The sequence below is a fragment of the Paraburkholderia phymatum STM815 genome, from assembly GCF_000020045.1.
GTDB classification, from domain to species: domain Bacteria; phylum Pseudomonadota; class Gammaproteobacteria; order Burkholderiales; family Burkholderiaceae; genus Paraburkholderia; species Paraburkholderia phymatum.
This window is the reverse complement of record NC_010625.1, coordinates 942551-963548: the sequence shown is the minus strand read 5'-3', so window position 1 is coordinate 963548 and position 20998 is coordinate 942551. Positions and strand designations below refer to the sequence as shown.

Here is a 20998-nt window from a genome sequence, read left to right as displayed (position 1 = left end):
GCGCGGGCTGCGTCAGTCGTCGAAATAGCCCGCCGCCAGCGCCTCGTCGAAATCCGTGAGCCACGGGGCGAAGTGATCGGTGTCGTAGATCGCCTGCTTGCCGTTGGATAGACGGGTGACGCAGATCTGCCGAACCGTTCCGTTCGCGCCAGCCTGCGGGAAATCATGGTTGTCCGTGATGCTGAAGTCGCCGGGTTCGAGTCCCCGGTTTGCAAGGACGGCCTTCACGTCTTCCTGTTCGTCCCACGAAAACTCGCTCAGGTCATGGGCTGGCATGTTCGTCTCCTCGGCGCGGTGAGCGCAGAACATCGTAGCACGGAGGCGTGCCATGCCAGCGGCCAGAACCGCTCGGTCTGCCGCCGATACGCGCGAACGTCGTGCGCCGTTCATTCGGCGAGCACGGCTGCCAGCGTGCGGCCACAGCGGAATCGCGCCATAGGCGCGCCGCGACCGGTCGGCTCTATAACTACGCCAGCAACGCAGACAGCAGCCGCTTCAACTCCGCGGACTGTCGCGGCGTCAGCCTGGCTGTGAGAATGCGCTCCACTTCCTCGACACGCGGCCGTAACGCCGCAAGCTGCTTCTTGCCCGCGGCGGTGAGGAACAGCACATAACTGCGCTTGTCGCCGGGATCGTCGGAGCGCTCGACCAGACCATTCCGAACCAGGCGCGCAGTGAGATCGGCGATGGTGGAACGGTCTACGTCGAGTTCGTCGCCGAGTTGACGCTGATTGATGCCGGGCGTCTTCTGCAAGATTTCGAGCGCTGCGTATTGCACGCTGGTGATCTCGGCAGACACTTCGCTGAGCCATACGGCAACGTGGCGCTGCTGGGCGCGACGCACGAGGCTGCCCGTAAATTTCGACAGCGCTTCGGGAGTGTCGTGTTTGTTCGGCAATTTCGCAATGTCGAAGTAGTTAGTGCAGGCGGAATATCGGCCGGAAGAAGGCGTTCAGTTCAGCGTATGCATTCAGTGGAAGAACATGGGCGACATATTGATCCGGACGGACCACCACCAGCGCACCCCGTTCGCGATCGATGCCGCGCTCATCGAAGATATCAGTCGCCGCATCGCTCGTAAATGCTTTCTCGTAGTCGATGAGACCGTGGCGCCCTTTGCGCGGGAGGAGGAGAGCGGGCAGGTCTGCCAGCGGGACCTCGCGATGAGGCTGCTGCAGCACCGCACGCAGATCGAGAACGCTGTCGATATCGGCATCGGTCGGCGTCACGAGCCGCATGATCGAATCGGGCGATGTCGCGAGATGCTCGCATAGCGCATCGAGCAGCGTCCGGTTCGCGTCTGCGAAAGCATACAGACGCCAGCAACCGTCCGCACGGGCTGCGTGTCCGAGGTGAACGGGCTTCGCATCCGCGAGGCGCACGACCGGCGACGAGTGAAAGCGCGTGCCGATCGGAAAACCGCTGGCCAACGCCTGATGCGTCGCTTCGCCTGTCAGCATGGCCGGCCGGTAACGCGTCGCGACGCCCGCCGTATAGCGTCCCGCACGCACGAAATACGCCTGGAGTTCGGCGGGATCGACGCCGCCGGCTTCGGGATGCGTGGGATCCTTCGGCGGAGCGGCCATCATCGCGGACCATTCCTTGTCGAATTCGATCAGTTCTTGCGCGATGGGCTGGCGCTCGTCGGAATACGTGCGCAGCAGATCGATGCCGCTGCGTCCTTGCAGCACAGCGGCGAGCTTCCAGCCAAGGTTGAAGCCGTCCTGCATCGACACGTTCATGCCCTGGCCCGCCTTCGCGCTATGGGTGTGACACGCATCGCCCGCGATAAACACGCGAGGCTCGCGCAAAGTGCCGTCTGCCGCGACGGCATCGTCGAAGCGGTCGGTCAGACGCTGCCCGACTTCGTACACCGAGAACCACGCGACTTCTTTTACATCGAGCGAATAGGGAGGCAGGATGTCTTGGGCCGTCCGAATGATGCGCTCGACAGTGGCCTGTTTGATCTCGTCCCGATTGTCCGGCGTGACTTCGCCGAGATCGACGTAAAAACGCACCAGATAGCCGCCTTCGCGCGGAATGATCAGCAGGTTCCCCTTGCTTGCCGACTGAATGGCTGCTTTGAGCCTGATGTCCGGAAAGTCCGTGACGGCCAGCGCGTCCATCACACCCCATGCATGATTGGCGGCGTCGCCCCGCAGCGTTTGCCCGATGGACGTACGCACGCGGCTGCGGGCGCCGTCGCAACCCACTACATAGCGCGCACGCACGACAACCTGTTCATCGAGCCGTGCGGCATCCGTGCGGCGCAACGTGACGCGCACGGGATGGTCGCCCGCTTCGTCGCGCTGCACGTCGACGACTTCGAGATCGTAGTCGGGCTCGAGGCGTTGCGCGGAATGGCGCATCACGTCCAGCAGATAGTCCTGCACGCGAGCCTGATTGACGATGACATGCGGAAACTCCGACATGCCTGTTTCGGTGTCCTGAACACGACCCGTGCGCTTGATTGTGTCGCGATTGTTCGCGTCGGGTCTCCAGAACACCGTTTCATTGACCCAATAGGCTTCGCGCAACAGGCGATCGGCTAGACCGAATGCATTGAACATTTCGACCGTCCGGCAGGCGACACCATCCGCCTGGCCCATCAGCAATGGTCCGGCGCGACGCTCGACGATACGCGTCGCGATCGACGGAAACTGCGACAGCTGTGCTGCGAGCACGAGCCCCGCGGGTCCGCTTCCGATGATGAGCACGTCCACCGTGTCGGGCATCGCTGCGCGAACTGCGCCGTCGCGTGCCGGCTCGATTGTCGGATCGCCGACGCGGAAACCGTTGAGATGAAATTGCATGATGTCTTCCTCCAGTTCGTATGGGTCAACTTGATGGCGAATATACTCCGTACACCAACCATTTAAAAGAACAACCTGCGCGGATGGATGTTTACCCTGATGACAGCGGAGGGAGCCTGTGCCCGTTGTTTGCGGGCCGTGCGCTTCGCTGGCGGGCGCGTGTCGGTCGCGGGCTTGCCTGCGCAAGGCGCTGCTGATCGAGAGGGTCGAGAAACGCCTCAGCGGTGGGCGTGCAGCATCAGGGCAGATCGTGTCGCGAAGTCGCGAAGAATCGCAGGCCTGCCTCAGTTCTTGCGGCGTGACGAATGTTGTTTGACATGTTAAGTGAGATGACCGTACAGGCGCCGCGCCGCGAGAACGAGCAACAACAACCGTTTTCCGCGAATTAAAGGGTTTACACGTAGCCGATAGCGCGTCAAATGTTGTACGATGACGCCTAAGTTGTTTGACGAACCAGCAGGCTTCAAGCCGATTGAGTAGAAGGCGATGAAACAGTCTCCGCTTTACATTCGCGTGCACCCCGAAGACAACGTAGCGATCGTCGTCAACGACGGCGGTCTGGACAGGGGCGCCGTCTTCCCCGACGGCCTGACCTTGTGCGAGCGGGTGCCACAAGGGCATAAGGTTGCGCTCGAGGATCTGGCCGAAGGCGACGCCGTCGTGCGCTACAACGTGGTCATCGGTTATGCGCTGAAGGCGCTGCCCAAAGGCAGCTGGGTGAACGAGCACGTGATCCGCATGCCGACGCCGCCGGCGCTCGACGACCTGCCCATCGCGACGATCAAGGCGCCTGGCATGGCGCCGCTCGAGGGCTATACCTTCGAGGGTTACCGCAATGCGGACGGCTCGGTCGGCACGCGCAACATCCTCGCGATCACGACCACCGTGCAGTGCGTGGCCGACGTGGTTCAGCACGCGGTGACGCGCATCAAGTCCGAGTTGCTGCCCAACTACCCGAATGTCGACGACGTCGTGAGCCTCGGGCACACGTATGGATGCGGCGTCGCGATCGACGCGCCGGATGCGATGGTGCCCATTCGCACGGTGCGCAACATCAGCCTGAATCCGAACTTCGGCGGTGAAGTGATGATGGTGAGCCTCGGCTGCGAGAAGCTGCAGCCCGAGCGCCTGATGCCGCCGGGCACGATCCCCATTGCGACGGCGACGAACACCGAAGACGTGGCCGACATCGGCGATCTTTCGGCGAAGACGGCGAACGGCGAAGTCGTGACCTTGCAGGACGACTCGCACGTCGGCTTTCAGGCGATGATCGAATCGATCATGAAGATGGCCGAAGGACATCTGAAGCGGCTCGACGCGCGGCGTCGCGAGACCTGTCCGGCATCCGATCTCGTGGTCGGCGTTCAATGCGGAGGCAGCGACGCTTTCTCCGGGCTCACGGCGAATCCTGCCGTGGGCTTCGCGACGGACCTGCTGGTGCGCGCGGGTGCGACAGTGTTGTTTTCCGAAGTGACGGAAGTGCGCGACGGCGTCGGCCAGCTCACGGCGCGCGCGGCCAATGCCCAGGTCGCGGCGGCCATCATCCGCGAAATGGAGTGGTACGACAGCTACCTCAAGCGTGGCGGTGCGGATCGCAGCGCCAACACGACGCCTGGCAACAAGAAAGGCGGCTTGTCGAATATCGTCGAAAAGGCGATGGGCTCGATCATCAAGTCGGGCAATTCGCCGATCTCCGGCGTGCTGTCGCCCGGCGAGAAAGCCACGCAAAAGGGCTTGATCTACGCGGCAACGCCTGCGAGCGACTTCATCTGCGGCACGCTGCAGGTGGCGGCCGGGATCAACCTCCATGTGTTCACGACGGGCCGCGGCACGCCGTATGGCCTCGCGGAAGTGCCCGTCATCAAGCTTGCGACGCGCTCGGACCTGGCGCGCCGCTGGTACGACCTGATCGACGTGAACGCGGGCACGATCGCAACCGGCGAGGCAACGATCGAGGACGTGGGCTGGGAACTCTTCCACCTGATGCTCGAAGTCGCGAGCGGACGCAAGAAGACCTGTGCCGAAGCGCTCAAACTGCACAACGCGCTCGTTCTCTTCAATCCGGCGCCCGTGACCTGACCGGATGGTTTTCGGCATCGCGAAGAAGAATGCAGTGAAACTTCAGCATCGACGACAACCCTGGCAGGCAGAGACAAGTTCGGGAAACTTGCGGATCGTGACGGACGCGAGGCGCCTCGCGCAATAGCGTCCATGCCGACCCAGCAGCCGTTTGCCCGAACTCAAACGGCTTGTTCGGCCGCATCCGTGCGGCGCCGGCGCTTGCGCACCGTCTTTGGCTCCGCCTTCTTCTTTTCCTCCCCGACTCCCTTTTCCCGGCGCATTCGGTAAGACTCGCCCCATTCCCGCAGACTGATCAGCACGGGTGCCAGCGTTTCGCCGAACGGCGTCAGTTCGTATTCGACCTTCGGCGGCACTTGCGGATAGACGTGGCGCATCACAATCCCATCCGCTTCCAGTTCACGCAGTTGCAGCGTCAGCATGCGCTGCGTCGTATTCGGCATCAGCCGCGTCAGTTCCATAAAGCGCTTCTTCTCGTGCAGCAGATGAAACAGGATCACAGGCTTCCATAAGCCGCCGATGACGGACAGTGTGACCTCGACAGCGCAGCCGCTCTTGCTGTCCAGACGTTTGGGGCGCATGGCGTTTATACCTACATAATTGATAGTACCGGCTTTAATTGTACCTTCTTGCGGCTATCGAGGTACGACGGGACAATCGTGCCGTGGTCGCGGGCGTTCCGCGACCTGGCGGACCGCGTCGCGGGCGCGATCGCCATTTCCATGCCGATGCGAACTCGCAGTTCGTGCGTGCATCACTCGACCATCAGGAGTTGCTTCGATGAAGGCCATTACATTGCGCCGCCCAGGCGGACTGGATCATCTTGAACGCGTGGAACTCGCCGATCCGGGCGCGCCGGCACCGGGAGAAATCCGCGTGCGCATTCACGCGAGTTCGCTCAATTTCCATGACCTCGGCGTCGTCACGGGCCGCCTGCCCGCGGATGACGGGCGCATTCCGATGTCGGATGGCGCAGGCGTCGTCGAAGCAGTCGGCGACGGCGTCACCGAATTCGCTGTCGGCGATTCTGTCGTCTCGACGTTCTTTCCATACTGGCTCGATGGCGGCCCGACAGTCGACGATTTTTCGACCACCCCGGGCGATGGCGTCGATGGCTACGCGCGCGAATTCGTCGTGCGTCCCGTGCAATGGTTCACGCACGCGCCGCGCGGCTACAGCCATGCGGAAGCGGCGACGTTGACCACGGCAGCGTTGACTGCGTGGCGCGCGCTGGCCGTCGACTATTCGTTGAAGGCGGGCGACAGCGTGCTCGTTCAGGGCACGGGCGGCGTGTCGATCTTCGCGCTGCAGTTCGCGAGGCAGATGGGCGCGACGGTGATCGCGACCTCGTCATCCGATGAAAAACTGGAAAAGGCCCGCGCGCTCGGCGCCGATCATCTGATCAACTACAGGCGCGAAACCGACTGGGCCGCGAAGGTGCTCGAATTCACGAATGGCCGCGGTGTGGACAACGTCGTCGAAGTGGGCGGCCCGGACACGCTGGGCCAGTCGATACGCGCGTGCCGGATCGGCGGCCACATCGCACTGATCGGCGTGTTGACGGGCATCGTCGGGCAGGTGCCGACGATCGATCTGATGCGTCGTCAGCAGAAGCTGCAGGGATTGATCGTCGGCAGCCGCAGGCATCAGATCGACATGATCCGCGCGATCGACGCAAACGGACTCAAGCCCGTGATCGACCGCACATATCCGCTCGACGAGATTGCCGATGCCTTCCGCCATCAGGCAGCAGGCAAGCATTTCGGCAAGGTTTGTCTGTCGATTTGAAGCAGGCGACGCACTCAGAGATGCGTCGCGAGACAGCTAGAGTTCTCCGGATCAGCGCCGAAGAAGAGCCGTGGTCGTCCACTCACAGCAGCGCATCCCGCCACGGCGCGAAGGCCCGGCACGTTCCGCGCGACCCGCTGCCGCCGACCGCCGGGCAGATCGAGCAAACAACCGGCGTGCTGCTGGCAGCCGTGTTCACCGTTATCGCGGGAGCGGGAACCGTCCTTCAGCTCGTCGCGTTCTTCCGCTGATTCGAGGATCGACATCGAATCGGGCAACGCGATGCCCGCCATGACTTCCCTTTGCCAGCGCTGCTTCGACACGGGCCGACGTGACACACGCCGCCTGCGGGTTTCGCTGCAAGCCGCTCGAACGCGGATCGATTTCGATTTTCTCCGGTCCCACCCAGAGTCGCTATCAAGCCATCTGTTTTGTTTATGAGCCCGCGCGGCGAGCGGATGCGCGGCAACGTACATGGCAGCGGGACGGGATACCGTGGAAGGCACTCCCCGCGGCCATCGGCGCTTTCTTCATACCTTTGTTTCCAGGCCGCAGACCGTTGTCGCCACGTGCCGTTAAGCGCATCACTAAGGGTTTACCCTGAGTTTCGGTTGCAGCGGCTTCGGTTTGTACTTCGTGTCCCATAAGCAACGTCGACGGTGACGAAAAAAGCATGGCGCCACAGGATCGAAACAGGCGCGGCGACCGTCGATCAAGTTCGTTCGATGTGACTACGAAGGAGGAGACATGGACAGTCATCTGGCCACCCGCGGTAACGATTCCAACCGGCATCTGGGCAACCTCGCAACGGATTGCCGCGACCTCAAGACGACGATTCGCGCGGGGCTGGCGGGCGGTCTGACGGGGGCGGTGTTGATCTGGATTTACGAAGCGCTGGTGTGGGTAGGCGCACAACATCTGATGCCGCTTGCGGGCATTCCGCGCAACGCGACGGGGCTGGTGTTCGGCAAGGGCGTTCAGGATGCGCTCGGCATCTGGGCGTATTTCCTCGGCACTGCCATCCACTTTTTCTTCGCGCTGGGTTGGGGTGTGCTCTTTGCTCTGATCTGGCCGTATTTCCGCCGCCGCGGTTATGAAGCCACGTTCGTCGCGCTGTTCTACGCGATCTTCGCGTGGATCGTGATGCACGTGCTGATCTCGATTGCTTCGAGCAATCACCCGAATTACTTCGATCCCAATGTGATCGTTGGCGGCTTCATGTCGCACTTTGTGTTCACGGTTCCGCTCGCGCTGGTCGTCAAGCGCATGCTCGATCGGCAGAAACGATAGACGGACGGACGCACACGCGTCGGGCCCGCAGGAAAGTACCAGCACCATCAAGGAGTTTTGGCATGGCACGGATCATCGGAGGCATTGCGGCCTCACACACGCCCACCATCGGGTTTGCCTTCGACAAGAACAAGCGGGACGATCCTGTGTGGGCGCCCATCTTCGAGAACTTCGCGCCACTCGCCGACTGGCTCGCGCAAAAGCGTCCGGATGTGCTGCTGCTGATCTACAACGATCACATCACGTCGTTCTTTTTCGACCATTACTCCGCGTTCGCGCTCGGCGTGGGACAGGAATGGAGCGTCGCGGACGAGGGCGGCGGACCGCGCGATCTTCCTTCCATTCAGGGCCACCCCGAGTTCGCCGCACACGTCGGCAAGTCGCTGATGACCGACGAATTCGACATGTCGTTCTTTCAGAACAAGCCGCTCGATCACGGTTGCTTCTCGCCGCTGTCGATGCTTTGCCCGCACCAGCCGGAATGGCCCGTGAAGCTCGTGCCGCTGCAGATGGGTGTGCTGCAATTGCCCGTGCCGAGCGCGCGCCGCTTCTACAAGCTGGGGCAGGCGCTGCGCCGCGCAGTCGAGAGTTACCCGGAAGATCTCGATGTCGCGATCGTCGCGACGGGTGGACTGTCGCATCAGGTGCATGGCGAGCGCTCGGGCTTTAACAACACGCCGTGGGACCACCGCTTTCTCGATCTGCTCGAACAGGACCCGGAGCAACTGGCGGGCATGACCCTCGCCGAATATGCGGAGCTGGGCGGCTATGAAGGCGCGGAAGTGATCATGTGGCTGACGATGCGCGGGGCGCTGCCGGCGAACGTCGTCTGCAAGCATCGCAGCTATTACCTGCCGTCGATGGCGGGCATCGCGACGGCGATCTATGAAGGGCAGGGGGGCGACACGCGGCCTGCCGTCGTCGAGCGTCATCGCGAACGCATGGCCGTCGAACTCACGAACGTCGAGAAGCTGGAAGGCACCTATCCGTTCAGTATCGAGACGGCCGTCAAGGCCTATCGCATCAACGAGTACCTGCACCGGATGATCGAACCCGCGCATCGCGAAGCGTTCGTTGCCGACGAGGAGGCGAGCTTCGAGGCAGCGGGGCTGAGCGAACAGGAGCGCGACCTGCTGCGCCGGCGCGACTGGCGCGGCCTGCTTCATTACGGCGTGATCTTTTTCATGCTCGAAAAGCTCGGTGCAGTGACGGGCGTAGCGAACCTGCACATCTACGCAGCGATGCGCGGCCAGACGCTCGAAGCGTTTCAGAAGACCCGCAACGCGCCCGGCGCGCTCTACTCGGTGGCGGGCAAAACCGCAGCCAAAGCCGATTGGGAAGACGCGGAAAAAGCAAAAGACATCAACAAGGGCTGAGCGCCCATCGCATTGCCGTGACCGGCGCGTCGTGCATCGAAACTGAACTGCATGGAACGCCGGCCGGCAGGTTGCCGCACTCAAGGAGACTACACATGCCGGCGAGCAAGACAATCGACATCAAGGCGTTCATCGACGAACGCCACATTTCGGCCTATCAGTGGCTACTGGTGGTGCTGTGCTTTCTGGCCGTTACGGCGGACGGGATGGACGTCGCCATCATGGGCTTCGTCGCGCCTTCCATCATCCACGACTGGGGCATTTCGCGTCCGCAGTTCGGCCTCGTGATGAGCGCCGCGCCGATCGGTCTCGTGATCGGTGCGCTCGCCGCGGGTCCGGCGTCTGACCGCTTCGGCCGCAAGTGGGTGTTGATCGCTTCGGTATTTCTGTTCGGCGTGTTCACGATCATGACGGCATTCACGCAGTCGCCGGTGTCGATGGCCGTGCTGCGCATTCTGACGGGCATCGGCCTGGGCGCGGCGATGCCGAACTCGACGACGCTGTTGTCCGAATACTCACCGCAACGCAAGCGCGCATTGCTGATCACGATCATGTTCACGGGCTTCAATCTCGGCTCGGCGCTGATCGGCTTCGCGGCAGGCTGGCTGATTCCGTTGCATGGCTGGCGCTCGGTGCTGATCTTCGGCGGCGCGCTGCCGCTCGTGCTGATTCCGCTGCAGATCTGGCTGCTGCCCGAATCGGCTCGCCTGCTCGCGGTGCGCGGTGCGCCTGCTGCGCGCATCGGTTCTGTGCTGGGCCGCGTGACGGGCGCGAATTTCGACGGCGACGAGAAGTTCATCTCGACGGAACCGCCGCTGCCCACGCGCAAGCCGATCGGTGTGCTGTTCTCGCAGGGCTACGGCGCGACGACGCTCGCTCTGTGGGTCACGTATTTCATGGGGCTGCTCGTGATCTATCTGCTCACAGGCTGGTTGCCGACGCTCATCAAGGACGCGGGCCTGTCGGTGACGGCCGCCGCCAACGTGACGGCGATGTTCCAGATCGGCGGAACGATCGGCGCGGTGCTGGTCGGCTGGATCATGGACAAGACGCGTCCGGCCCATGTGATCAGCGCCGCGTATGTCGGCGGCGCAGTGTTCGTGCTCGCGCTGGGATGGATGGGCGCGTTGTCGTCGTCGCTCGCGCTGCTGGTGTTCGCCGCGGGTTTCTGCATGAGCGGTGCGCAGACGGGCCTCAACGCCTATGCGCCTGGCCGCTATCCGACGGTGGCACGCGCGACGGGCGTCAGCTGGATGCTCGGCATGGGCCGCTTCGGCAGTATTTTCGGTTCCGCAGTGGGCGGCGCGCTGCTCGGGCTCGGCTGGCAGTTCGGCGCGATCCTCGCGATGCTGGCCGTGCCCGCCACCCTCGCGGCGATCGCCGTCCAGGTGACGCAGCGCAAGCAGATTGACAGTGCAGTGGTGTCGGCTAACGCGGCGCACTGAGTTCGAGGGTTGAACGGCGCATGCAGCGGGCGGCATGCACCTGAATTGAAGCATCAAGCGATTGGGAACAAGATGATCATCGACATTCACGGCCACTACACGACCGCGCCGAAAACGCTGGAGGCGTGGCGCAACCGCCAGATTGCTGGCATCAACAATCCGTCGGAGATGCCGAAGGCATCCGAACTGCACATCACCGACGACGAACTGCGCGAGTCTATCGAGCAGAACCAGTTGCGCCTGATGCGCGAACGCGGTCTGGACCTCACGGTGTTCAGCCCACGCGCGAGTTTCATGGCGCATCACATCGGCGACTTCGAAGTGTCGAGCACGTGGGCGGCGATCTGCAACGAGCTGTGCTATCGCGTGAGCCGACTGTTCCCCGAGCACTTCATTCCCGCTGCGATGCTGCCGCAAAGCCCGGGCGTGGAAACGGCGACCTGCATTGCCGAACTCGTGAAGTGCGTCGAGCAGTACGGCAATGTCGCGATCAACCTGAATCCCGATCCGTCAGGCGGTCACTGGACGAGCCCCCCGCTGTCCGACCGCTACTGGTATCCGATCTACGAGAAGATGATCGAATACGACATCCCCGCGATGGTGCATGTGAGCACGAGCTGCAACGCCTGCTTCCACACGACAGGCGCGCATTATCTGAATGCGGACACGACGGCGTTCATGCAATGCCTGACCTCGGACCTGTTCCGCGACTTCCCGACACTGCGCTTCGTGATTCCACACGGCGGCGGTGCGGTGCCATATCACTGGGGACGTTTCCGCGGACTTGCGCAGGAGATGAAGAAGCCGCCCTTGCAGGAACATCTGCTCAACAACCTCTTCTTCGATACCTGCGTGTATCACCAGCCGGGCATCGACCTGCTGACGAACGTGATTCCCGTCGACAACATTCTGTTCGCCAGCGAGATGATCGGCGCCGTACGCGGCATCGATCCGCAAACGGGTCACTATTTCGACGACACGAAGCGCTACGTCGAAGCCGCCGATATGAATCCCGAACAGCGCTACAAGATTTATGAAGGCAACGCACGGCGAGTGTATCCGCGCCTCGATGCCGCGCTCAAAGCTCAAGGAAAGTGACATGTACGAACTCGGAGTGGTGTATCGCAACATCAAGCGTGCGGCTGGCGACGTCGCGACGCAACTCGGCGCGCTCGGCAGCGCGACGGTGCACGAAGCAATGGGACGCGTCGGTCTGCTGAAGCCGTACATGCGGCCCATCTACGAAGGCGCCCAGGTGGGCGGCACGGCGGTGACGGTGCTGCTGCAACCGGGCGACAACTGGATGCTGCACGTCGCGGCCGAGCAGATCCAGCCAGGCGACGTCGTCGTCGCCGCCTGCACGACCGACAACACGGACGGCTTCTTCGGCGATCTGCTGGCGACGAGCTTCAAGGCGCGCGGCGCACGGGCACTGATCATCGACGGCGGCGTGCGCGACGTGCGCGTGCTCACGCAGATGCAGTTTCCCGTGTGGAGCAAGGCAATTTCGTCGAAGGGCACAGTGAAGGCGACGCTCGGCTCAGTGAACATTCCCGTGGTGTGCGCGGGCGGCCTGGTTCATCCGGGCGATGTGGTCGTGGCCGATGACGACGGCGTGGTCGCGGTGCCCGCTGCATTGGCGGCACAGGTGCTGGAAAAGGCGTTGGCGCGCGAATCCTTCGAAGCCGGGAAGCGCGCGAAGCTCGCGTCGGGTGTGCTCGGCCTCGACATGTACAACATGCGTGGCCCGCTCGAAAAGGCGGGACTGCGCTATATCGACTGAGGCGGCGATGGTCGGTGCCGAAGCTTCCCGGCCGTTGACGGTCGTCTCGTCGATGGCGACGCGCCAGATGCTCGCCGATCTGGTGGACGTCTATCGGCGCGAGACAGGCGAGCAAGCGGAGGTCCAGTCGATGGGCGGCGTGGACGCCGCGCAGCGGGTGCTCGAAGGGCAACCGTACGATGTCGTCGTGCTGGCCGCCGATGCCATCGTGCGCCTCGCTGTCGCCGGGCGCATCGATCCGCGCAGCCGCGTAGATCTCGTGCGCTCGGGCATCGCCGTAGCGGTCAGGGCGGGCGCCACGGTGCCCGCCCTCGGCAACGGAGCGGCTGTTCGCCGAGCCGTGATGAGTGCGCGTTCTGTCGGCTACTCGACGGGACCGAGCGGTGCGTACGTGTTGAAGCTGTTCGAAGGCTGGGGAATCGGCGCGGGGGCTTCGACGCCGCGCGTGGTGCAGGCGCCGCCCGGTGTACCCGTCGGTTCACTTGTCGCGAGCGGCGAGGTCGATATCGGTTTCCAGCAGCTCAGCGAGCTAATGCATATGGATGGCATTACTGTGGCGGGCCTGTTGCCGCCCGACATTCAATCGACCACGGTTTTCTCCGCCGCGATCTGCTGCACCGCGCAGCGGCAGGACAGTGCACGCGCACTGATCGCGTTTCTCGCGTCGCCCGCCGCCAATGATGCAAAGCTGCGCCAGGGCATGGAGCCGGCCTGACTACCGTGAAGGACGCGCGGCGGCATTTTGCTCGCCGCTCGCTTGATGGAGACTTGCCCAGGTCCTTCCGCCCACCCCGCTGCAGATCCAGCAATCTCTGCGCGGCATCAGATATTCGGTCCCCGACTGCGCACACGCTGTAAAAGCCGCGCGATGTGCGGTTTTTTCTTTTTCGGCCGCGCGTCGATAGGCCCGCGTCGACGCTATCAGGAATGACGCATTTAACGCGATAAAAAAGCTTGCATTTCACACGCGGAAAACTATCTTGAGTTAACAAAACGATTCTTCGCCAGGCACCGGAGGAGACCCATGCCGGCTACCCGTATGATGATTGCGCGTCGTGCCGGCGTGAGCGTTGCCACGGTAGATCGCGTGCTGCGCGACGATCAGGGCGTTCGCCCTGAAACGGCGGAGCGCGTCCATCTCGCACTGGCGACGCTGCGTGACGAGCGCGCAAGCCGCGGGCGGCCTGCCAAAGCGACTTCGTTCCGCGTCGCCTTCGTTTTGCCGCAAATCAACTCCCGTTTTCTCGATCAGGTCGAGCGCGATATCGCGCTGTCGGCCAGCTTTTTTCGCGAGCATCGTCTCGTTCCGTCGTTCTATCGGTGCGACCTGTCTAGTCAGCGCGACGCCAGTTCCCTCGCTCAGCAGCTGATCGACTACGACGCACTCGTGCTCGTGCCACTCGATTACCCGTGGATCGAGCGAATGATTCAGGATATGACCGATGCCAACGTGCCCGTCGTGACCGTCTTCTCGGACTTGCCGTCGAGCGCGCGCGCTGCCTATGTCGGCGTCGACAACCGCATCGCCGGGCGCACGGCGGGGCTGCTGATGGGGCGCTTCGTCGGTTCTCGCATCGGCACGGTGGCCGTGCTGTCGGCATCGTCGCGTCTGCACGATCAGCTCGAGCGCCGCACGGGCTTCTCTCAGGTACTGGAAGAGGATTTTCGCAACCTGCGCTGGCTCACCGAACCGGACTTTGCCGAAGACGACGATGGCGCCGGGCTCGCCGTGCAGGGGCTCATGGCGGGCCATCCGGATATCGTGGGCGTATACGTAACGGGCGGAGGCATTTCCGGCGTGGCGGCGACGCTGCAGGAATCGGGCGACAAGGCGCGCGTCGTACTGATCGGCCACGAGTGTACGGCCGATACTCGGGCCCAACTGTCAGAGCGTGCGATCGACGTCATTCTCGATCAGGACGTGCGCGGCATCGTTCATCAGGCGGGACTCGCCGCACTCAACTTTCTGAACGACGTGCGCGGTGTGCTCGCGATCCCGACACCCGAAACCCGTATTTATCTTCGTGAGAATGCGCATGCCTGAAGCTCGCGACATGCGGACGGTTCGCCAGGTCCGCCAGAGCCGAATACAGCGCCCGGCGCATGGGCGCTGTCTGTGATCAGGTTGGAGACCCGACAGAGACAAGGAGAACACACATGTTACGTCTTACGTCAGCAAGGGTAATTGCGGCGGTCCTGGCATCGCTCGGACTAAGCTTCGGATCGGCGGCACACGCGCAAGGCAAGCAGTTGACGCTGTGTTGGGCAGCATGGGATCCCGCCAATGCGCTCGTCGAATTGTCGAAAGACTTTACGGCCAAAACGGGGATTGCGATGAAGTTCGAATTCGTGCCGTGGACGAGCTACGCGGATCGCTTCCTCAACGAGCTGAATTCGCACGGAAAACTGTGCGACCTCATCATCGGCGACAGCCAGTGGATCGGCGGCGCCGCAGTGAACGGACACTACGTGAAGCTCAACGACTTCTTCGACAAGAACAAGATATCGATGAAAGACTTCGTGCCCGCCACGGTCGTCGGCTATGCAGAGTGGCCAAAGGATACGCCGAACTATTGGGCGCTGCCTGCAATGGCCGATGCCGTGGGCTGGACCTATCGCAAAGACTGGTTTGCAAGGCCCGAACTGCGCGCGGAATTCAAGCAGAAGTACAAACGCGAACTGGAACCGCCCACCACGATGGACGAACTGAAGCAGACCGCGGAGTTCTTCCAGGGCCGCAAGATCGACGGAAAGACCGTGTATGGCGCGTATATCTTCACGGAACGCGGCTCCGAAGGGATCACGATGGGCGTGACCAACATGCTCTACAACTTCGGCTTTGAATACCAGGATCCGAAGAAACCCTATCGTCTCGACGGCTTCGTCAATTCACCGGGCGCGGTCAAGGGGCTCGAATTCTACAAGGCGCTTTACAAGTGCTGCACCGCACCTGGCATGACCAACGCGTACATGCAGGAAGGGCTCGATGCGTTCAAGTCGGGTCAGGTCGCGATGCAGATGAACTGGTTTGCGTTCTTCCCCGGACTGTACAAGGATCCCAATGTCGGTGGCGACAAGATCGGCTTCTTCGTCAACCCGAAAGAGATGAAGCAATTCACGCAGCTTGGCGGACAAGGCATTTCCGTGGTGTCGTACTCCGATCACAAAGCGGATGCGCTCGAATACATCAAGTGGTTCGCGCAGCCCGATGTGCAGAAGAAGTGGTGGCAACTCGGCGGCTATTCGGCGGCGAAGTCGGTTGTGGATGCGCCGGACTTTCCGAAGAGCCAGCCATTTGCGCCTGCATTCCTGAAGTCGATGTCGATCGTGAAGGACTTCTGGGCCGAGCCTGCCTATGCCGAATTGCTGCTCGACATGCAAAAGCGCGTGCACGATTATGTGGTCGCCGACAAAGGCAGTGCGAAGGAAGCCCTCGATCTGCTCGTCAAGGACTGGAACAAGGTCTTCAAGGCAGAAGGAAAGAACTAAAGTCCAGGGAACATGAAAGCGCGGACGGGCGGGCTGAAACGGGCTTGCTCGTCCACGAGACCAAGGAGCCGGGCATGTTGGCAAACAAGCCTTTTCCTCCGGAAGGATTGCAGACGAAAGCCCAGACGCGCGCAATCGCGCGCCTGCGCGGACTGTCTGACCGGACCATCGCGTGGCTGTTCATTCTTCCGACTATCCTGCTGCTGCTCGCCATCAACATCTTTCCGTTGATCTGGGCCTTGCGGCTGTCGTTCACGAATTTCAAGTCGAACATGCCGAGCGTGCCTGCGCGCAATGTCGGCATCGGCAACTACACGGACATCCTCACGGACGAAGACATCTGGTACGCGATGCAGGTGACGGCGCGCTTCGTGTTCTGGTCAGTCGGGCTCGAAGTACTGCTCGGCTTCGGGCTCGCGCTATTGATCAACCGGCAGTTTCGCGGTCATAGTTTCTGGACGACGCTGATTCTGCTGCCGATGATGCTGTCGCCCGCTGTGGTCGGCAACTTCTGGACGTTTCTGTTGCAACCCCAAACGGGCCTGTTCAACGACATCGTCAGCTACTTCACGGGCATTCCGCCGAACTCGTTCCAGATGATCGGCGACGTGCCGCTCGCACCGTGGACGATCGTGATGGTCGATACGTGGATGTGGACGCCCTACGTGATGCTGATCTGTCTCGCGGGACTGCGTTCGATTCCCGACTACATCTACGAAGCGGCCGAAGTCGACCGTGCTTCGCCATGGCGGCAGTTCTGGTCGATTACCTTGCCGATGACACTGCCGTTTCTGATGCTCGCGATCCTGTTTCGCGGTATCGAGAACTTCAAGATGTTCGACATGGTGAACCTGCTGACATCGGGCGGTCCCGGCTCGGTGACGGAGACCGTATCGATCACGCTCAAGCGCGCCGCATTCGAGAAGTGGCAGACAGGTTACTCGTCCGCTCTGGCGATCATCCTGTTCGTGGTGGTGTTCGGCGCCGCGAACATCTATGTGAAGGCACTCAACCGGGTGAAACAGCGATGACAGACCTTGCGCTTCAACAGTCGGTGGTGGCTGCATCGCCACGCTGCAAGACGTTCGCGGCCGTCGTCGTGATCGCCTATGCGCTGATTGCGACGCTGCCGATCGTGTGGATCATCCTGACGAGCTTCAAGACGCAGGAAGATGCGATTGCGTATCCGCCCGTCGTCGTGTTTCACCCGTCGATGGAAGGCTATGTCAACCTCTTCACGATCCGCTCGCGGCAGACGCCGGAGTTCATCGCAAGCTTGCCCCCCGCTCAAACCTGGTATGACCGGGACGTGCGCAAGCGCAATATGGTGATTGCTGGCCCGTCGAAAGTCTTGCCGCGCTTCGTCAATTCGCTTGTGATCGGCTTTGGTTCGACCTTTCTCGCCGTCTTTCTCGGCACGCTCGCAGCCTATGCGTTCTCGCGCTTCAAGATTCCACTCGCCGACGATCTGCTGTTCTTCATTCTGTCCACGCGAATGATGCCGCCCATTGCCGTCGCAATTCCTATCTATCTGATGTATCGCGCGCTGGGTCTCGCCGACAGCTATCTGGGCATGATCGTGCTTTACACGGCAGTGAACGTGTCGCTGGCAGTGTGGCTGCTCAAGGGATTCATCGACGAAATTCCGCGCGAGTATGAGGAGGCGGCGCTGGTGGACGGGTACACGCGTCTGCAGGCATTCATCAAGGTGGTGCTGCCGCAGGCGATCACAGGCATCGCGGCGACCGCCATCTTCTGCCTGATCTTTGCGTGGAACGAGTACGCGTTCGCGTTGTTGCTGACCAGCGGCGACGCGCAGACCATGCCGCCATTCATCCCTTTCATCATCGGCGAAGGCGGTCAGGACTGGCCAGCCGTCGCGGCCGCCACGACCTTGTTCGTGCTGCCCATCCTGATCTTCACCGTCGTGCTGCGCAAACACCTGCTGCGCGGCATCACCTTCGGAGCGGTGCGCAAATGAAAGTCCAGTCCACCATGCCGCGCCGCCTGTTCCGCCGGCGCTATTGCGAGGGCGCATCGACAGTGCTGATCGGTGCAGGCATCGCGATGCTGGTTCAGCCATTCACGGTCGATCTCTACACGTGGTCGTTTCCCGTGATTCTGTTGGGGGCGCTGGCTTTTGTCGTGACCAGCCACTTCCCGGAGTGAGCCATGTCGACGATCGTACTCTCCAACCTTCATAAACGCTTCGGTGACTTCACGGCGGTGCGCGATACGAATCTCACCATCGGCAACGGGCGGTTCGTCGTACTGCTCGGACCTTCGGGCTGCGGCAAGACGACGACGTTGCGCATGATCGCGGGGCTGGAACTGCCGACCTCGGGCCAGATTCTGATCGACGGCGAGAACGTGACGGCGTTGCGGGCGCGTCAGCGCGATATTGCGTTCGTGTTCCAGATGTTTGCGCTCTATCCGCATATGACGGTGCGCAACAATATCGCGTTCCCGCTGAAGAACGAGGGCATTACGCGCCGCGAGATTGCCGCGCGCGTCGATGCCGCCGCGCATATGCTGCGCATCGACAATCTGCTGGACCGAAAGACGGGCGGCCTGTCGGGTGGCGACCGCCAACGCGTCGCATTGGGCCGAGCGATTGTGCGTCATCCGAAGGCCTTTTTGATGGACGAGCCACTCGGCACGCTCGACGCAGACTTCCGCGAGCTGATGTGCCTCGAATTGCGCAAGCTGCATAACGCGCTCAACGCGACGACGGTCTACGTTACGCACGATCAACGGGAAGCGATGGCGATGGCCGACGACATCGTCGTGATGAATGGGGGCGAGGTGCTGCAATCCGCATCGCCTCACGAGATCTATCATTTTCCGGCCACCGTGTTCGTCGGCAGCTTCATCGGCAGTCCGCCGATGAACTTTCTGGCCGTCGACGGCGGCGTCGATACGGGCGCGGAGTCGGTATCGCTCGGCGGGGTGGCTGTGCCCGTGCCGCGCACCGATGCATCCGCTGCGAAGGCGCTGCTGGGCGTGCGCCCCGAACACGTGCTGATCGACGAACACGGCGCGTTGCGCGGACGGGTGATTGCCGACGAGTATCTCGGCTCGCATCAGATCCTGGTGATCGAGACTGCGCTCGGCATCGTGCGCGTCAGAGTCGGAAAGGATGATGGACGGGCGGCAGGATCGCAGGTCGGCCTGTCGTTTCGCAAGGAGCGCACGCTTCTGTACGACACATCGAGCGGCAAGCTGCTGCGTTGCGCTGCGCGGCAGATGGCCGTCAACGGAAACGGCAACGGAGGCGCTTATGTCTGAGATTCGCTTGCAAGGGGTCACGAAGCGATTCGGCGATATCGTCGCGGTGGACGACGTGTCGATCGATGTGAAGGAAGGCGAGTTCGTCGTGCTGCTCGGACCGAGCGGCGCGGGCAAGACCACCACGTTGCGGCTCATCGCGGGTCTCGAACGTCCGGACACCGGCGAGATATTCATCGATGGCGAAGCGGCGACGGCCGTGCATCCCGCGGATCGCGACGTCGCCTTCGTTTTTCAGCAGTACTCGCTGTACCCGCATCTGACGGTGTTCGGCAACCTGGCGTTTCCGTTGCGTTCGCCACGTCGCCGCGTGAGCGAGGCAGAAGTCGCAGCGCGCGTGCAGGCGGTCGCGCAGATGCTGCACATCGAGTCGAAACTCGGCAACCTGGCAACGCATCTGTCGGGCGGCGAGATGCAGCGCGTGGCCATCGGCCGCGCGCTCGTGCGGCAGCCCAAAGTGTTTTTGATGGACGAGCCGCTTTCGTCGCTCGACGCAAAGCTGCGCGAAGAACTGCGAATCGAGCTGACGCGGCTGCATCGCACGATCGGTGCGACGATCATTTACGTGACGCACGACCAGGTCGAAGCCACGACGCTCGCTGATCGCATCGGCATACTCGAACATGGCCGCATCGTGCAGATGGGCGCGCCGCGCGAGGTATATGGCAATCCCGCTTCGCTGAGCGCGGCGCAACGTCTCGGTTCGCCGCCGATCAACCTGCTGCCCGCCGTGCTGTTCGATCCGGCTGCGATGCCCGCGGGTACGAACACGGTCGCGATCCGTCCCGAAGACATCGTGCTGCACGCGCCGGATACGCGCGACGTGCTCAATCTTCGCGTGCTCGAGTATTCGCCGCTTCGGCATCTGCTGATTCTGGACCGCGACGGTACCGCAATCGCCGCCACGACGATGACCGAGCGCAATTTCGCGCCAGGGCAAACGGTCGGCGTGTCGCTGCCGCCGCGCAGCCTTCTTTATTTCCGCTCCGACGGCAGGAGGATTCCGGCATGAACGGGAAAACGGTCATGGCGTGCATCGAAGCCGCGCATGCGACGCTAAAGGAACACGCCGACGAGATTGCAGCGCTCGATCAGCAGATCGGCGACGGCGATCATATCTTCAATCTGTTGCGCGGCGCCGATGCGCTGTTGGCGATGCGCGCCGATATCGAGGCCGAGGCATTCGCGCCCGCGCTGGATCTCGCCGCGTCGAAACTGCTGTCGACGGTTGGCGGCTCGTCGGGGCCGCTGTTCTATTCGTTGCTGCACGGCATGGCGAAAGCATCGGAAAACGCGGACACGCTGAGCGTCGAGCATGCGGCCCGGGTCTTCGCGGCGGGTGTCGATGCCGTCGCGCAGCGCGGGAAGGCGGGGATCGGCAGCAAGACGATGATGGACGTGCTCATTCCCGTGGCGTCGCGCTTTGCGGAGATGGCCGACGAAGACGCGGCTCCCGAAGCCGTACTCGATGCATTGCCGGAGGTTGCCGAAGCGGGCATGCTCGCCACGCGCGACATGCTGGCGACCAAGGGACGCGCGTCGTTTCTCGGCGAGCGCTCGCGCGGCCACATCGATCCGGGCGCGCGATCGAGCCAGTTGATGATCGATGCGGTGTGCGCGCGGCTCGCGCAGGACAAGGAATGAAAG

At 62.4% G+C, this 20998-nt stretch carries 21 protein-coding genes; 17 read left to right on the top strand and 4 right to left on the bottom strand.

Annotated features, from left to right (window positions below; all coding sequences use genetic code 11):
• Positions 1-12 precede the first annotated feature (12 nt).
• The 3 genes from BPHY_RS31775 to BPHY_RS31765 form a co-directional block, all read right to left on the bottom strand.
• Positions 13-276, bottom strand: coding sequence for a hypothetical protein (locus tag BPHY_RS31775; protein ID WP_012405575.1), 264 nt, complete (start codon positions 274-276; stop codon positions 13-15).
• Between the two features lie 190 nt (positions 277-466).
• Positions 467-898 (bottom strand): MarR family winged helix-turn-helix transcriptional regulator, encoded by a 432-nt coding sequence (locus tag BPHY_RS31770; protein WP_012405574.1) that lies wholly within the window; start codon positions 896-898, stop codon positions 467-469.
• A gap of 19 nt (positions 899-917) precedes the next feature.
• Positions 918-2813, bottom strand: a complete 1896-nt coding sequence (locus BPHY_RS31765; protein WP_012405573.1) for an FAD-binding monooxygenase — start codon at positions 2811-2813, stop codon at positions 918-920.
• Positions 2814-3299: 486 nt separating this feature from the next.
• Here BPHY_RS31765 and garD point away from each other — a divergent pair, with 486 nt between their 5' ends.
• Complete coding sequence (gene garD, locus BPHY_RS31760; protein WP_012405572.1) at positions 3300-4892, top strand: galactarate dehydratase; 1593 nt, start codon at positions 3300-3302, stop codon at positions 4890-4892.
• A 161-nt stretch (positions 4893-5053) separates the two neighbouring features.
• Here garD and BPHY_RS31755 read toward each other — a convergent pair whose 3' ends face one another.
• Positions 5054-5473, bottom strand: coding sequence for a winged helix-turn-helix transcriptional regulator (locus BPHY_RS31755; protein WP_012405571.1), 420 nt, complete (start codon positions 5471-5473; stop codon positions 5054-5056).
• 199 nt (positions 5474-5672) lie between these two features.
• On the opposite strand from BPHY_RS31755, the gene BPHY_RS31750 reads away from it, so the two are divergent.
• From BPHY_RS31750 to dhaL, 16 genes are all read left to right on the top strand, one after another.
• The gene (locus tag BPHY_RS31750) at positions 5673-6680 is read left to right on the top strand and encodes a zinc-dependent alcohol dehydrogenase family protein (protein WP_012405570.1); all 1008 of its coding nucleotides are present in this window, start codon (positions 5673-5675) and stop codon (positions 6678-6680) included.
• Between the two features lie 20 nt (positions 6681-6700).
• Positions 6701-6931 (top strand): ADP-ribosylation factor GTPase-activating family protein, encoded by a 231-nt coding sequence (locus BPHY_RS42120; protein WP_157686878.1) that lies wholly within the window; start codon positions 6701-6703, stop codon positions 6929-6931.
• A 496-nt stretch (positions 6932-7427) separates the two neighbouring features.
• Positions 7428-7970 (top strand): hypothetical protein, encoded by a 543-nt coding sequence (locus BPHY_RS31740; protein WP_012405568.1) that lies wholly within the window; start codon positions 7428-7430, stop codon positions 7968-7970.
• A 62-nt stretch (positions 7971-8032) separates the two neighbouring features.
• The gene (locus BPHY_RS31735; RefSeq protein ID WP_012405567.1) at positions 8033-9346 is read left to right on the top strand and encodes a gallate dioxygenase; all 1314 of its coding nucleotides are present in this window, start codon (positions 8033-8035) and stop codon (positions 9344-9346) included.
• A gap of 95 nt (positions 9347-9441) precedes the next feature.
• Positions 9442-10791 (top strand): MFS transporter, encoded by a 1350-nt coding sequence (locus tag BPHY_RS31730; protein ID WP_012405566.1) that lies wholly within the window; start codon positions 9442-9444, stop codon positions 10789-10791.
• A gap of 72 nt (positions 10792-10863) precedes the next feature.
• On the top strand, positions 10864-11889 hold the full coding sequence (locus BPHY_RS31725) for an amidohydrolase family protein (RefSeq protein WP_012405565.1): 1026 nt from the start codon (positions 10864-10866) through the stop codon (positions 11887-11889).
• A 1-nt stretch (position 11890) separates the two neighbouring features.
• Positions 11891-12574, top strand: a complete 684-nt coding sequence (gene ligK, locus BPHY_RS31720; RefSeq protein WP_012405564.1) for a 4-carboxy-4-hydroxy-2-oxoadipate aldolase/oxaloacetate decarboxylase — start codon at positions 11891-11893, stop codon at positions 12572-12574.
• A 7-nt stretch (positions 12575-12581) separates the two neighbouring features.
• Complete coding sequence (locus BPHY_RS31715; protein WP_012405563.1) at positions 12582-13289, top strand: substrate-binding domain-containing protein; 708 nt, start codon at positions 12582-12584, stop codon at positions 13287-13289.
• Between the two features lie 309 nt (positions 13290-13598).
• Positions 13599-14618, top strand: a complete 1020-nt coding sequence (locus BPHY_RS31710) for a LacI family DNA-binding transcriptional regulator (protein ID WP_012405562.1) — start codon at positions 13599-13601, stop codon at positions 14616-14618.
• Positions 14619-14731: 113 nt separating this feature from the next.
• The gene (locus tag BPHY_RS31705; protein ID WP_012405561.1) at positions 14732-16063 is read left to right on the top strand and encodes an ABC transporter substrate-binding protein; all 1332 of its coding nucleotides are present in this window, start codon (positions 14732-14734) and stop codon (positions 16061-16063) included.
• A 74-nt stretch (positions 16064-16137) separates the two neighbouring features.
• Positions 16138-17094 (top strand): carbohydrate ABC transporter permease, encoded by a 957-nt coding sequence (locus BPHY_RS31700; protein WP_012405560.1) that lies wholly within the window; start codon positions 16138-16140, stop codon positions 17092-17094.
• A complete protein-coding gene (locus tag BPHY_RS31695) occupies positions 17091-18044 on the top strand; it encodes a carbohydrate ABC transporter permease (protein ID WP_012405559.1) in 954 nt (317 codons plus the stop codon). The genes BPHY_RS31700 and BPHY_RS31695 overlap by 4 nt, the downstream gene beginning before the upstream one ends.
• Positions 18041-18232 carry a hypothetical protein gene (locus BPHY_RS31690; protein ID WP_012405558.1) on the top strand — a complete coding sequence of 64 codons (192 nt, stop codon included), beginning with the start codon at positions 18041-18043 and terminating at the stop codon, positions 18230-18232. The genes BPHY_RS31695 and BPHY_RS31690 overlap by 4 nt, the downstream gene beginning before the upstream one ends.
• Before the next feature lie 3 nt (positions 18233-18235).
• Positions 18236-19351 (top strand): ABC transporter ATP-binding protein, encoded by a 1116-nt coding sequence (locus BPHY_RS31685; RefSeq protein ID WP_012405557.1) that lies wholly within the window; start codon positions 18236-18238, stop codon positions 19349-19351.
• On the top strand, positions 19344-20363 hold the full coding sequence (locus tag BPHY_RS31680; RefSeq protein ID WP_012405556.1) for an ABC transporter ATP-binding protein: 1020 nt from the start codon (positions 19344-19346) through the stop codon (positions 20361-20363). The genes BPHY_RS31685 and BPHY_RS31680 overlap by 8 nt, the downstream gene beginning before the upstream one ends.
• Positions 20360-20995: a dihydroxyacetone kinase subunit DhaL gene (gene dhaL / locus BPHY_RS31675; RefSeq protein WP_041765723.1), complete on the top strand. Its 636-nt coding sequence runs from the start codon at positions 20360-20362 to the stop codon at positions 20993-20995. The genes BPHY_RS31680 and dhaL overlap by 4 nt, the downstream gene beginning before the upstream one ends.
• The last annotated feature ends 3 nt before the right edge of the window (positions 20996-20998 follow it).

Coding starts and splice junctions, on each gene's coding strand:
- ligK (WP_012405564.1), top strand. CDS start 11,891: ATGTACGAACTCGGAGTGGTGTATCGCAACATCAAGCGTGCGGCTGGC.
- BPHY_RS42120 (WP_157686878.1), top strand. CDS start 6,701: ATGCGTCGCGAGACAGCTAGAGTTCTCCGGATCAGCGCCGAAGAAGAG.
- BPHY_RS31725 (WP_012405565.1), top strand. CDS start 10,864: ATGATCATCGACATTCACGGCCACTACACGACCGCGCCGAAAACGCTG.
- BPHY_RS31735 (WP_012405567.1), top strand. CDS start 8,033: ATGGCACGGATCATCGGAGGCATTGCGGCCTCACACACGCCCACCATC.
- BPHY_RS31695 (WP_012405559.1), top strand. CDS start 17,091: ATGACAGACCTTGCGCTTCAACAGTCGGTGGTGGCTGCATCGCCACGC.
- dhaL (WP_041765723.1), top strand. CDS start 20,360: ATGAACGGGAAAACGGTCATGGCGTGCATCGAAGCCGCGCATGCGACG.
- BPHY_RS31740 (WP_012405568.1), top strand. CDS start 7,428: ATGGACAGTCATCTGGCCACCCGCGGTAACGATTCCAACCGGCATCTG.
- BPHY_RS31700 (WP_012405560.1), top strand. CDS start 16,138: ATGTTGGCAAACAAGCCTTTTCCTCCGGAAGGATTGCAGACGAAAGCC.
- BPHY_RS31705 (WP_012405561.1), top strand. CDS start 14,732: ATGTTACGTCTTACGTCAGCAAGGGTAATTGCGGCGGTCCTGGCATCG.
- BPHY_RS31755 (WP_012405571.1), bottom strand. CDS start 5,473: ATGCGCCCCAAACGTCTGGACAGCAAGAGCGGCTGCGCTGTCGAGGTC.
- BPHY_RS31710 (WP_012405562.1), top strand. CDS start 13,599: ATGCCGGCTACCCGTATGATGATTGCGCGTCGTGCCGGCGTGAGCGTT.
- garD (WP_012405572.1), top strand. CDS start 3,300: ATGAAACAGTCTCCGCTTTACATTCGCGTGCACCCCGAAGACAACGTA.
- BPHY_RS31730 (WP_012405566.1), top strand. CDS start 9,442: ATGCCGGCGAGCAAGACAATCGACATCAAGGCGTTCATCGACGAACGC.
- BPHY_RS31750 (WP_012405570.1), top strand. CDS start 5,673: ATGAAGGCCATTACATTGCGCCGCCCAGGCGGACTGGATCATCTTGAA.
- BPHY_RS31775 (WP_012405575.1), bottom strand. CDS start 276: ATGCCAGCCCATGACCTGAGCGAGTTTTCGTGGGACGAACAGGAAGAC.
- BPHY_RS31765 (WP_012405573.1), bottom strand. CDS start 2,813: ATGCAATTTCATCTCAACGGTTTCCGCGTCGGCGATCCGACAATCGAG.
- BPHY_RS31690 (WP_012405558.1), top strand. CDS start 18,041: ATGAAAGTCCAGTCCACCATGCCGCGCCGCCTGTTCCGCCGGCGCTAT.
- BPHY_RS31715 (WP_012405563.1), top strand. CDS start 12,582: ATGGTCGGTGCCGAAGCTTCCCGGCCGTTGACGGTCGTCTCGTCGATG.
- BPHY_RS31685 (WP_012405557.1), top strand. CDS start 18,236: ATGTCGACGATCGTACTCTCCAACCTTCATAAACGCTTCGGTGACTTC.
- BPHY_RS31680 (WP_012405556.1), top strand. CDS start 19,344: ATGTCTGAGATTCGCTTGCAAGGGGTCACGAAGCGATTCGGCGATATC.